At 66.5% G+C, this 11,574-nt stretch carries 12 protein-coding genes, 1 pseudogene and 1 riboswitch; of the genes and pseudogenes, 11 read left to right on the plus strand and 2 right to left on the minus strand.

What is annotated here, in order from left to right; translation table 11 throughout:
- The first annotated feature begins 18 nt into the window (after positions 1 to 18).
- Both ACEN8G_RS20395 and ACEN8G_RS20400 read left to right on the plus strand, forming a co-directional pair.
- Positions 19 to 996 (plus strand): sterol desaturase family protein, encoded by a 978-nt coding sequence (locus ACEN8G_RS20395; protein ID WP_413413886.1) that lies wholly within the window; start codon positions 19 to 21, stop codon positions 994 to 996.
- Positions 930 to 2,507, plus strand: a complete 1,578-nt coding sequence (locus tag ACEN8G_RS20400) for a GMC family oxidoreductase (protein ID WP_413413888.1) — start codon at positions 930 to 932, stop codon at positions 2,505 to 2,507. Before ACEN8G_RS20395 ends, ACEN8G_RS20400 begins: the two co-directional genes overlap by 67 nt.
- A gap of 256 nt (positions 2,508 to 2,763) precedes the next feature.
- On the opposite strand, the gene ACEN8G_RS20405 is transcribed toward ACEN8G_RS20400, so the two are convergent.
- Both ACEN8G_RS20405 and ACEN8G_RS20410 read right to left on the minus strand, forming a co-directional pair.
- On the minus strand, positions 2,764 to 4,176 hold the full coding sequence (locus ACEN8G_RS20405; RefSeq protein ID WP_413413889.1) for an ammonium transporter: 1,413 nt from the start codon (positions 4,174 to 4,176) through the stop codon (positions 2,764 to 2,766).
- A 13-nt stretch (positions 4,177 to 4,189) separates the two neighbouring features.
- A complete protein-coding gene (locus ACEN8G_RS20410; protein ID WP_086127851.1) occupies positions 4,190 to 4,528 on the minus strand; it encodes a P-II family nitrogen regulator in 339 nt (112 codons plus the stop codon).
- A 363-nt stretch (positions 4,529 to 4,891) separates the two neighbouring features.
- Here ACEN8G_RS20410 and ACEN8G_RS20415 point away from each other — a divergent pair, with 363 nt between their 5' ends.
- The 9 genes and pseudogenes from ACEN8G_RS20415 to ACEN8G_RS20455 form a co-directional block, all read left to right on the plus strand.
- Complete coding sequence (locus ACEN8G_RS20415; RefSeq protein WP_413413890.1) at positions 4,892 to 5,623, plus strand: hypothetical protein; 732 nt, start codon at positions 4,892 to 4,894, stop codon at positions 5,621 to 5,623.
- Positions 5,623 to 6,381, plus strand: coding sequence for a sterol desaturase family protein (locus tag ACEN8G_RS20420; RefSeq protein ID WP_413413891.1), 759 nt, complete (start codon positions 5,623 to 5,625; stop codon positions 6,379 to 6,381). The genes ACEN8G_RS20415 and ACEN8G_RS20420 overlap by 1 nt, the downstream gene beginning before the upstream one ends.
- Positions 6,323 to 6,751 (plus strand): DUF2141 domain-containing protein, encoded by a 429-nt coding sequence (locus ACEN8G_RS20425; RefSeq protein WP_413413892.1) that lies wholly within the window; start codon positions 6,323 to 6,325, stop codon positions 6,749 to 6,751. The genes ACEN8G_RS20420 and ACEN8G_RS20425 overlap by 59 nt, the downstream gene beginning before the upstream one ends.
- A 55-nt stretch (positions 6,752 to 6,806) precedes the next feature.
- On the plus strand, positions 6,807 to 7,685 hold the full coding sequence (locus ACEN8G_RS20430; RefSeq protein ID WP_413413894.1) for a MipA/OmpV family protein: 879 nt from the start codon (positions 6,807 to 6,809) through the stop codon (positions 7,683 to 7,685).
- 41 nt (positions 7,686 to 7,726) lie between these two features.
- A riboswitch (TPP riboswitch) is annotated at positions 7,727 to 7,817 on the plus strand.
- Positions 7,818 to 7,863: 46 nt separating this feature from the next.
- Positions 7,864 to 9,723, plus strand: a complete 1,860-nt coding sequence (gene thiC / locus ACEN8G_RS20435; protein ID WP_413413895.1) for a phosphomethylpyrimidine synthase ThiC — start codon at positions 7,864 to 7,866, stop codon at positions 9,721 to 9,723.
- A 68-nt stretch (positions 9,724 to 9,791) separates the two neighbouring features.
- Positions 9,792 to 10,190, plus strand: coding sequence for a hypothetical protein (locus ACEN8G_RS20440; protein WP_413413896.1), 399 nt, complete (start codon positions 9,792 to 9,794; stop codon positions 10,188 to 10,190).
- Between the two features lie 86 nt (positions 10,191 to 10,276).
- Positions 10,277 to 10,747 carry a DUF1579 domain-containing protein gene (locus ACEN8G_RS20445; protein ID WP_413413897.1) on the plus strand — a complete coding sequence of 157 codons (471 nt, stop codon included), beginning with the start codon at positions 10,277 to 10,279 and terminating at the stop codon, positions 10,745 to 10,747.
- Between the two features lie 104 nt (positions 10,748 to 10,851).
- Positions 10,852 to 11,277, plus strand: a complete 426-nt coding sequence (locus ACEN8G_RS20450; protein WP_413413898.1) for a hypothetical protein — start codon at positions 10,852 to 10,854, stop codon at positions 11,275 to 11,277.
- A 45-nt stretch (positions 11,278 to 11,322) separates the two neighbouring features.
- Positions 11,323 to 11,560 (plus strand): annotated as a pseudogene (locus ACEN8G_RS20455) (ClpX C4-type zinc finger protein); the annotation flags it as partial.
- Positions 11,561 to 11,574: the final 14 nt, after the last annotated feature.

Consider the following 11,574-nt stretch of genomic DNA (forward strand, 5'->3'; position numbering starts at 1 on the left):
GCAGGGTAAGTAGGCGCTATGCCCGTGGTGCCTCTTCTTCCCGATCCGGTGACCTACGCTATTCCCGGATTCGTCGTGCTGATCCTGGCGGAGATGCTGATCGCGCGCATCCGCGATCGCCGCCGCTTCTGCCCCAGGGACACGCTGACCAGCCTCGCGCTGGGGCTCGGCAGCACCGTGGCCGGCTTGCTCACCACCGGCCTGGTCTATGCGCTGGCGACCTGGCTCTACCAGTTCCGCATCTTCACGATCGGCTTCGCCTGGTACTGGTTCGTCCTCGCCTTCGTGCTCGACGATTTCGCCTATTATCTCTTCCACCGCGCCGCCCACCGCGTCCGCTGGTTCTGGGCGAGCCATGTCATCCACCATTCGAGCCAGCACTACAACCTGACCACGGCGCTCCGGCAGACCTGGACCGGTTTCGTGAGCGTGAGCTTCGTGTTCCGCCTGCCGCTGTTCCTGATCGGCTTCCACCCGGCGATGATCTTCTTCGTCGCGGGGCTGAACCTGATCTACCAGTTCTGGATCCATACCGAGACGGTCGGCCGCATGCCGCGCTGGTTCGAGGCGGTGATGAACACGCCTTCGCACCACCGCGTCCACCACGCGACCAACCCGCGCTATCTCGACAAGAATTATGCCGGGGTCTTCATCGTCTGGGATCGCATGCTCGGCACCTATGAACCCGAGCGCGACGACGAGAGGCCGCGCTACGGCATCGTCAAGGACCTGGGCAGCTTCAACGTCCTGTGGGCCGCGTTCCACGAATGGATCGGCATCGCCAGGGACGTGTGGGCCGCGCCGGACATGAAGTCCCGAATTGGCTACATGATCGCGCCGCCGGGCTGGAGCCACGATGGCAGCCGCGATACATCCGAGACCATCAAGGCGCGCTGGGAGGCGCGGCAGCAGCAACAGCGGGGGGATGCGTGGAAGCAGCCGACATCGTCGTCATCGGTGGAGGATCGGGCGGGAGCGCCGTCGCAGGCCGCCTGAGCGAAGGGGGCAGGTACAGCGTGGCGGTGCTGGAAGCGGGCGGCCGCAACACCAGCATCAAGACCCGCATGCCCGGCATGATGCCGTTCCAGCGCCCCGGCGCCAACTGGGCGTTCGAGACCGTGCCGCAGCGCGGATTGAACGGCCGGCGCGGCTATCAGCCCCGCGGCCGCGGCCTGGGCGGGTCCAGCGCGATCAACGCGATGCTCTATGTCCGCGGCCACCACCGCGACTATGACGAGTGGCGCGACCTCGGCTGCACCGGCTGGGGCTGGGACGACATGCTGCCCTGGTTCAGGAAGGCCGAGCACAATGTCCGCGGCGCCAGCGACTATCATGGCGACAAGGGTCCGCTCTGGGTCAGCGACCAGCTCTGGGCGCACCCCGGCTCCGAGGCGTTCATCGATGCGTGCGGCGAGCTCCAGATCCCGCGCAACGACGATTTCAACGGTGCCGAGCAGTCGGGCGCCGGCCTGTTCCAGGTCACGCAGAGGAATGGCGAGCGCTGGACCGCGGCGCGCGCCTATCTCGATCGCCGCGACAATCTCGAGATCATCACCGATGCGATGGTCGAGCGCGTGCTGTTCGAGGAGGGCCGCGTCTGGGGCGTCGCCTATCAGCGCGACGGCCAGGCCCGCGAGATCCGCGCCCGCCGCGCCGTGGTCCTCGCCGCCGGCGCCTTCCAGACCCCGCAGCTGCTGATGCTCTCAGGCATCGGCCCGGGCGAGCATCTGCGCGAGATGGGCCTGTCGGTGCGGATCGACCGGCCCGCAGTGGGCGGCAACCTCCAGGACCATGTCGACTATGTCGCCGCCTTCGAGACCCAGGGCAGCTTCTTCCTCGGCCGTTCGCTGCCCGGCACGCTCAAGTCGCTCGGCTCGATCGGCCGCTGGATGGTCAGCCGCAAGGGGCGGATGACCACCCCCTATGCCGAGGCCGGCGCCTTCCTGCGCAGCGATCCTTCGCTCGATCGGCCCGATCTCCAGCTCCATTTCCTGATCGCCATCGTCGAGGATCATGGCCGCACCGCGGTGCCCGGCCACGGCTTCAGCTGCCATGCCTGCGTGCTGCGCCCCGAGAGCCGCGGCACCGTCCGTCTCCAGTCACTCGATCCGCGCGTGGCGCCGCTGATCGACCCCGATTTCCTCGGCGACCCGCGCGACCTGGAGCTGCTCAAGAAGGGTACGCGGGCGATGTACCGCGTGCTTGAGGCGCCCCAGCTCGCCCAGTACAAGGGCCGCGACCGCTATCCGATCGACCTCGATGACGATGCCGCGCTCGAACGCCTGATCCGCGCCCGCGCCGACACGATCTACCATCCGGTCGGCACTGCCCGCATGGGCTCGGACGAAGGCGCGGTGGTCACCCCGCGGCTCAAGGTCCGCGGCGTCGAGGGGCTCTACATCGCCGACGCCTCGATCATGCCCCGGCTGGTCGGCGGCAACACCAATGCCCCTAGCATCGTGATCGGCGAACGCTGCGCCCAGTTCATCAAGGAAGATCTGGCTTAACTCCCTCTCCCCTTGTGGGAGAGGGAAGGGGCCCGCAGCCGAAGGCGGTGGGAAGGGTAAGGGGGGAATCTTCTCGGAAGCGGCATGCACGTTGCCCGAGATCCCCGCTTTCGCGGGGATACGCGTCCGCGTGCCTCCGGCCCGCAAACGCTAAAAAAGGGCCGGCGGTCTTAAACCACCGGCCCAGTCGTCCGCAGGAGGAACCTCGGTTGGGCGCCGCCCCTCAGGAGAGGAGAAGGCGCGGCGCCCGATCTCGTCAGTAGTTGTAGGCGCGCTCGCCGTGCGCATTGATGTCCAGGCCTTCGACCTCGACTTCCTTGCTCGGGCGGATGCCGATGGTGAACTTGAGCAGCAGGAACAGGACCAGCGACACGCCGCCCGAGAGCAGCAGGGTCACGCCCACGCCGGTCGCCTGGGTGACCAGCTGCGTCGCCATGTCGTACTTGCCGGCAACCGCCGGGATCACGGTGAAGTCCATGAAGCCCTGGCCGCCCAGCGTCGGGTCGGCGACGACCGCGGTGCCGATCGCGCCGATGATGCCGCCGATGCAGTGCACGCCGAACACGTCGAGCGTGTCGTCATAACCGAGCTTGTTCTTCACCGTGGTGACGAAGAAGAAGCAGACGACCGAGGCGACCGCACCGAGCACGACCGAGGTCATCGGCGCGGCGAAGCCCGCGGCCGGGGTGATCGCGACCAGGCCGGCGACCACGCCCGAGGCTGCGCCGAGCAGCGACGGCTTGCCGTGGACGACCTGCTCGATGATCGCCCACATCGCGCCCGCCGCCGCAGTGGCGACCATGGTGTTGATGAAGGCGAGCGAGGCGAACTTGTTGGCTTCGAGGTTGGAGCCGGCGTTGAAGCCGAACCAGCCCACCCAGAGCAGCGAGGCGCCGATCATGGTCATGGTCAGCGAGTGCGGCGGCATCGGCTCGTTCTTGTAGCCGGTGCGCTTGCCGATCACGAGGCAGCCGACCAGGCCGGCGATGCCCGCATTGATGTGCACCACCGTGCCGCCCGCGAAGTCGAGCGCGCCCAGGCCCCACAGATAGCCATGGTCCTTGGGCAGGCTGGCGGTGAAGTCCGGGCCCGGCCAGTACCAGACCATGTGCGCCATCGGGTAATAGACCAGGATCGACCAGGCCACGACGAAGAGGATCAGCGGGGTGAACTTCACCCGCTCGGCGAAGGCGCCGACGATCAGCGCCGGGGTGATCATCGCGAAGGTCATCTGGAAGACGACAAAGGTCGTCTCGGGCAGATAGACGCCGTTCGAGAAGGTCGCGGCGAAGGTGTTGGCGTCGACGCCCTGCATCAGCACCTTGGAGAAGCCGCCGACGAACAGGTTGAGCGCGCCGCCATTGGTGAACGCCATCGAATAGCCGATGGTCACCCAGAGCAGGCCGGCGACGCAGACGATGGTGAGCACCTGCATCAGCACCGAGAGCATGTTCTTGGTTCGGACCAGGCCGCCATAGAAGAGCGCGAGGCCGGGCACCGACATCATCAGCACCAGCGCCGAGGAGACCAGCATCCAGCTGACGTCGCCCTTGTTGACCATCGCGTCGGTCGGCACGACCGGGGCGGCAGGCGCCTGCGCGAGGGCAGGCATCGCGGCGAACAGGGCGCCGAGCCCCGCCCCCGCGGCAATCTTCATCGCTAGTTTCATCTGGACCCCCATCTTACAGCGCCGTCTCGTCGGTCTCGCCCGTGCGGATGCGCACGGCCTGGCCGACATCGAGGACGAAAATCTTGCCATCGCCGATCGCGCCGGTGCTGGCGGCGGCCTGGATCGCTTCCACGGCGCGGTCGGCCAGATCGGCACCCACCACGACCTCGATCTTGATCTTGGGCACCATGTTGGTGCTGTATTCCGCGCCGCGATAGATCTCGGTCTGGCCCTTCTGGCGTCCGAATCCCTTCACTTCCGACACGGTCATGCCCGCGACGCCGACGCCCGTGAGCGCCTCGCGGACCTCGTCCAGCTTGAACGGTTTTATGATGGCGATGATGAGCTTCATTTCGCCCCCTCGTTTGGCGGTTATCCCGGGGGCTCTCGTCGCAAACAGCGTGCCAAACGCAAGAAACGCACGATTCCGCGAGGTTCCGGCGCAATCAAATGTTACGGAGAGGTAAAAATTTGTGCAGTTGCGAAGGGGTGCTTAAAAATTGGGCAGAATTTGCCGGGCGTCTCGTGTCGGATTTTCGCGCAAAGGTCAGAGGAGGTGGACCCCGCCGCGAAGCGGCCCACTTCTCATCCGAAGAGAAAGGTCACGCCATGCCGCGCGCAATTACTCCTCCGCGCTCTCTGCGCCTCTGCGCGAACCAACCTTCTTCTCTTCGCTGCCGCGCCTTCGCGTGAAAAATGAAGTAAGCAGCGAAGCATGACGCTCGCGCTTCCCTTTTCCCTGCTGCTGCTCGCCCCGCAGGACGGCCTCCCTCCGGTTCGCTATCCGGTGCTCGCGGCCGAGGCGACGAGCGCAAAGGGCTTCGTGCCCGCCGGATGGATGCTGGAGAGCAGCGCCACCGGCGACCTCGACGGCGACGGCAAGCCCGATCTCGCTTTCGCGATGCACATGACCGACCCCGCCAATGTGCTGGAGAACAAGGGCGGTTTCTGCGGCGAGACGCTCGACACCAATCCGCGCATCCTCGGCGTCGCAATGGCCCGGCCGGGTGGCGGCTACCGGCTCGTTGTCCAGAACCACAGCCTGGTCCCGCGCCGCGACAATGCCTGCGCCGAGGACTGGTTCGACAGCGAGGGCGTGAGCGGCGGCGGGCTGGCGATCGCGCGCGGCAATGTCGTGGTCACGCTCGGCCGGTTCATGAGCGCTGGCGGCTGGGGCATGGGCAGCACGGTCTTCACCCTGCGCTGGCGGGAGAATGCGCTGCGGCTGATCGGCTTCGACGTCCGGAACACCCAGCGCAACAGCGGCGAGACTTCGTCGCTCAGCATCAACTATCTCACCCGCAAGGTGCGGACCGGCCATGGCTCGATCGAGAGCGATGCCGAGAAGGTTCGCTGGAGCCGGCTTCCCGGCACCGGGCTCCCGACGATCGAGGCGATCGGCAACGGGCTCGATTATGATCCGGGCGGGCTGGTCGGCGGTCTGTGATGCTGCCCGCCATCCTCCTATCCGCGGTGGCGATGACGCTGATCGTCGGCGTGCGCTATCTGCTGGCGAGCGGCGGCTTCGCGCTTGCCACCCAGCTGCGCCACCCCGGCCTCTATGCCGGGCTCGACAGCCAGATCCGCCGCGAGATCGGTTGGAGCCTCGCCAGCGCCGCGATCTACGGCGTGCCGGCGGGCGTGGTCGCCTGGGGCTGGCAGAACCATGGCTGGACGCGGATCTACGCCGACGCCAACGCCTTTCCGCTCTGGTACCTGCCCGTCTCGGTGCTGCTCTATCTGCTCGCGCACGACGCCTGGTTCTACTGGACGCATCGCTGGATGCACCGGCCCGCGCTGTTCCGCCGCATGCACGCCGTCCACCATGCCAGCCGTCCGCCGACCGCCTGGGCGGCGATGAGCTTCCACCCGCTGGAAGCGATCACCGGCGCGGTGGTGATCCCGGCGCTCGTCTTCCTCGTCCCCATCCATGTCGGCGCGCTCGGGCTGGTGCTCGCGATCATGACCGTGATGGGCGTCACCAACCATATGGGCTGGGAGATCTGGCCGCGCTTCGTCTGGCAGGGGCCGCTCGGCGCCTGGCTGATCACCGCCAGCCATCATCAGCGGCACCACGAACAATATGGATGCAATTTTGGTCTCTATTTCCGTCACTGGGACCGGCTCTGCGGCACCGACAAGGGCCTTGGCGCTTTCGATCGCAACCACGCTGCTGCTGGGCGCCGCCGCGCCCGCGCCGAATGAGGGCGGTGCGCTCGACATCGCGCTGACCGGCCTGCGCTCGACAAAGGGCGTGGTACGGATCTGCCTGGTGCAGGACCCGAGCGACTTTCCCGATTGCCGGGAGGGCAAGGGTGCGCTGAAGCGTACGCTCCCGGCCGCCAACCCCCGCATCCGCCTCGAAGGCCTGGCCCCCGGCGACTATGCCATCGCCGCGATCCATGATGCCAATGGCAATGCGAAGCTCGATACGGTGCTCGGCATTCCGCGCGAGGGTTTCGGCTTCTCGCGCAACCCTGCGATCCGCTTCGGCCCGCCGCGCTACAAGGATGCGCGCTTCACCCTAGGCGCAGATGCCCAGATGCAACAGGTTCGGATTCGCTACCTTTTATAGGAACTTGCAGGGATCGGGCCGCGTTTCGCGCCTGCAACATCCTGAAGGCCAGTTCATGATCCGACTTTGCGGCGCACTCCTCGTCTCGCTTCTCGCCGTTGCCCCCGCCTGGGCGCAGGACCAGGCCGAGCCCCAGTCCACGCCGCAGTCGGCCGAAGTCGCCGAGGCGGCGAGCGAAGGCGCGGCGCGGCTCACCCTCGGCGTCGGCGCTGCCTATTTCCCCGACTATGAAGGCTCGAGCCACAATCGCTGGACGCCAATCCCGGTCGCCAATGGCACGGTGGCGGGGATGAGCTTCACCCTGGTCGGCAACCGCGCCCAGCTCGACGTGATCCCCAACGCGACCGGCCCCGGCTGGGACATCCAGTTCGGCCCCGTCGCGGTCTACAACATGAACCGCTCGAACCGCGATTCCATCCGCGATCCCCGCGTCCGCGCGTTGGGCGAGGTCGATTCCGCGCTTGAGGTCGGCGGCTATTTCGGCATCGGCCGCACCGGGCTGATCACCAGCGATTTCGACAAGCTCTCGGTAACCGTATCCTATCGCAAGGACGTGACCCGGGTGCACCGCGCCGGCATCTGGAACCCGGTGGTCACCTATTCGACGCCGCTCAGCACCAAGGCGATGGTCAGCCTCTCGGCCTCGGCCGAGATCGTCGAGGATCGCTATGCCCGCACCTATTTCGGCGTCACCCCGGCGCAGAGCCTCGCCAGCGGGCTGCCCGTGTTCCGGCCCGAGGGCGGCCAGAAGGACATTACCTTTGGCGGCTATTTCGCCTATGCGCTCACCGGCAACCTGACCAAGGGCCTGTCGCTGGTCGCCGGCGGCACCTATCGCAAGCTGGTCAAGGACTTCGCCGACAGCCCGCTGGTCAGCATCGCTGGCGACCGCAACCAGTGGACCGGCGCGGCCGGGCTGGCGCTCACCTTCTGAGCGCTGGACCTCGCTTTCCCAAGCGCCTAAGACCGCCGTCATCCCCGGGGGAGCGCTGATGTGCGCTTGAGAGGGAAGCAGCAGCTTCCGACCCGCTGAACCTGATCCGGTTGAGACCGGCGTAGGGAGGGAGCGGCCCCACCACAGGACCGTCCTCTCCCCTTTGGAGAAGTGACGAATGGCCGACATCCCTGCCAAGACCGAACTCGCCGTCACCACCGGCGCGATCCGCGGCTCGAAGAAGATCCATGTCGGCCCCCTGAAGGTCGCGATGCGCGAGATCCATCTCGAGCCGGGCTCGGGCGAGGCGCCGGTGCGCGTCTACGACACCTCCGGTCCCTATACCGACCCCGAAGCCCGGATCGATATCATGGCCGGCCTGCCCGAGCTGCGCCGCGACTGGATCCGCGCCCGCGGCGATGTCGAGGAAGTTACCCAGCGCGAAGTCCGCCCTGAGGACAATGGCCAGCTCGGCCCCGATCGCTCGGGCGGCGTCCAGCCCTTCCCCAACGTCCGCAAGAAGGTGCTGCGCGCCAAGCCGGGCGCCAATGTCTCGCAGATGTACTACGCCAAGCGCGGCATCATCACGCCCGAGATGGAATATGTCGCCGAGCGCGAGAATCTCGGCCGCGCCCGTCTCGCCGAATATGTCCGCGACGGCAACAGCTTCGGCGCGTCGATCCCCGACTATGTCACGCCCGAATTCGTCCGCGAGGAAGTCGCGCGCGGCCGCGCGATCATCCCGAACAACATCAACCATCCGGAATCGGAGCCGATGGCGATCGGCCGCAACTTCCTGGTCAAGATCAACGCCAATATCGGCAACTCCGCCGTCGCCTCGAACGTGGCGCAGGAAGTCGACAAGATGGTCTGGGCGATCCGCTGGGGCGCCGACACGATCATGGATCTGTCGACGGGCCGCAACATCCACGACACCCGCGAATGGATCATGCGCAACGCGCCCGTGCCGGTCGGCACCGTGCCGATCTACCAGGCGCTCGAGAAGGTCGGCGGCATCGCCGAGGACCTGACCTGGGAGATCTTCCGCGACACGCTGATCGAGCAGGCCGAGCAGGGCGTGGATTACTTCACCATCCATGCTGGCGTCCGCCTGCCCTATGTGCCGCTCACCGCCAAGCGCGTCACCGGCATCGTCTCGCGCGGCGGCTCGATCATGGCGAAATGGTGCCTCGCGCACCACAAGGAGAGCTTCCTCTACGAGAAGTTCGACGAGATCACCGAGATCATGAAGGCCTATGACATCGCCTATTCGCTCGGCGACGGCCTGCGCCCCGGCTCGATCGCCGACGCAAACGACGAAGCCCAGTTCGCCGAGCTCTACACTTTGGGCGAGCTGACCCACCGCGCCTGGGCGCAGGACGTCCAGGTGATGATCGAGGGCCCCGGCCATGTGCCGATGCACAAGATCAAGGAGAATATGGACAAGCAGCTCGAAGCGTGCGGCGAGGCACCCTTCTACACGCTCGGGCCGCTCACCACCGACATCGCGCCGGGCTATGACCATATCACCTCGGGCATCGGCGCCGCGATGATCGGCTGGTACGGCACCGCGATGCTCTGCTACGTCACGCCCAAGGAGCATCTCGGGCTCCCCGACCGCGACGACGTCAAGGTCGGCGTAGTCACCTACAAGCTCGCCGCCCATGCCGCTGATCTCGCCAAGGGGCACCCCGCTGCCAAGGTCCGCGACGATGCGCTGTCCCGTGCAAGGTTCGAGTTCCGCTGGCGCGACCAGTTCAACCTGTCGCTCGATCCCGACACGGCCGAGAAGTATCACGACCAGACCCTGCCGGCCGAAGGCGCCAAGACCGCGCATTTCTGCTCGATGTGCGGGCCCAAGTTCTGCTCGATGAAGATCACCCAGGAAGTCCGCGACTTCGCCGCCAAGCAGAACGCGCCGGTCGAGGGCTTCCTTGCAGCGGAAGACGCCGAAGCCGGCATGGAGGCGATGTCGAAGCTCTACCACGAGACCGGCCGCGAGCTCTACATGGGCCAGGGCGACCGCGAGCACGATTGAGCCGCGTGGCTTGACTCGGACAGGCCGGGCATCGTTCCTTCGCAGGCGAAACGCCGTGCGGAGGAACGATGCCCCTGCTTGCCCTGGCCCTTGCTGCCGCCAATCCCGCCTTCCCGCCGATCGACGACGACCTGCGCGCCGAATGCGCGCGCGTGGCGAAGGTCTATCCGCTGCTGATGATCGCGGCGATGGCCGAGGGGCCGGTCGATTGCGGCGATCCGGAGCTGGGCGAGTCGGTCGATTGCGCCGCGGGCGAGACCCCGGAGCAGAAAAAGGCCCATGCCCTGCGCTGGGAGCTCCGCAAATATCAGGAAGCCGGCTACAAGGCCGCGGACGCCGCCTGCGACGATTGGCGCGCCTATCCCAAGTCCGACGACATGCGCGCGCTCGCGGCCAGCGCCATCGCCGAGGCCCGTTCGCGCGACAAGGCGACTTCGGTACCGCCGGCCCCGGCGCCGGCAAACTGACGGGCCGGATAATCCGGTAGCGGCGGGCGGCTTGACCCGCTGGAACATTATGGCAACATCGGCCCGAACACGCCGGAGCCTGCCGCATGACCGATCATTGCACCGATTTCGATTTCCAGCAGGGTCGCTGGCAGGTGCGGCACCGCCGCCTCAAGTCCCGCCTCGCCGGCTGCACTGAATGGGAGACCTTCCTCGGCACCAGCGAGCAGCGCCCGCTGCTTGGCGGTAACGGCAATGTCGAGGACAATCTCCTCCATCTGCCCGCCGGCGACTATCGCGCCGTGGCGCTGCGCTCCTATGATCCGGAAGCCGGCACCTGGGCGATCTGGTGGCTCGACGCGCGCAATCCTCATGCGCTCGACACGCCGGTGACCGGCCGGTTCGAGCAGGGCATCGGCACCTTCTACGCCGACGACACGCATGAGGGGCGCGCGGTCCGCCTGCGCTTCCTCTGGCTCGACACGCAGGGCGATGCGCCGCGCTGGGAGCAGGCGCTGTCGGCCGATGGCGGCGAGAGCTGGGAGACCAACTGGGTGATGGAGTTCACCAGGGCCTGAGGCAGGTCCCGCGCGCCGGAGTCATGTCCGAAACGGACAAGCTTGCGTCCAAAGCCGAGCCGAACCCCGATACCCTCGCGCGCAGGCAGTGAGGGGAGGGGGCGATGGTGCAGGCATGGCAGGGACTGGCCGGCGCGCTGCTGCTGTTCGGCACGCTGAGCCTCGCGCCCGAGGCTACGGCGCAGGAGGCGCAAGGCGTGGTCAACGGCCCCGACTTCTCGCAAGTCACCGGCAAGGCGGCAGCGCAGAGGCTGGTCCGCCAGGGCCGACTGGTACGGATCCGCGCCTTCCCCGCCGAGCTGGGCGGGCCGGACTACAAGCGCAACCTCCTCTACGTCCCGCCCGAGGTCGAGGAGGCCCGCCAGCTCCTGATCGGTACCCTCCGCCGCTTCGCCGAGGAGGACCTGATCGACAGCCTCGACGTGCAGATGGAGTACAAGGGCACCAGCATCATCCCCGCGCGCATCCGTTATATCGGCCAGCACAGCCGGGGCGGGGAACCGTTCGAGGCGGTGGTGGAGGTTTGGTAGTACAAACGCCCAGTAATAGCACGGCGATCCCGAATTCTAAAATGTATGATTGACTTCGGCTACAATCTAATCAACCAATTTCGTAAGATTCTTCGGTGGAAGACCACGTTACTGGGAGGGGTTGTGGCTAGCTCAAAAACATCTGAAGTGGCTGATAGTAAAAAGACGCTATATTGTTCATTCTGTGGGAAGAGTCAGCATGAGGTTAGTAAGCTAATCGCTGGCCCTACTGTTTTCATATGTGATGAATGCACAGAACTTTGTGATGATATTATCTGGGAGAGCGTAGACGACAGA

Origin of the sequence: Sphingomonas sp. Sphisp66 (assembly GCF_047324325.1) — a bacterium.
In the GTDB taxonomy this organism is placed as follows: Bacteria; Pseudomonadota; Alphaproteobacteria; order Sphingomonadales; family Sphingomonadaceae; genus Sphingomonas.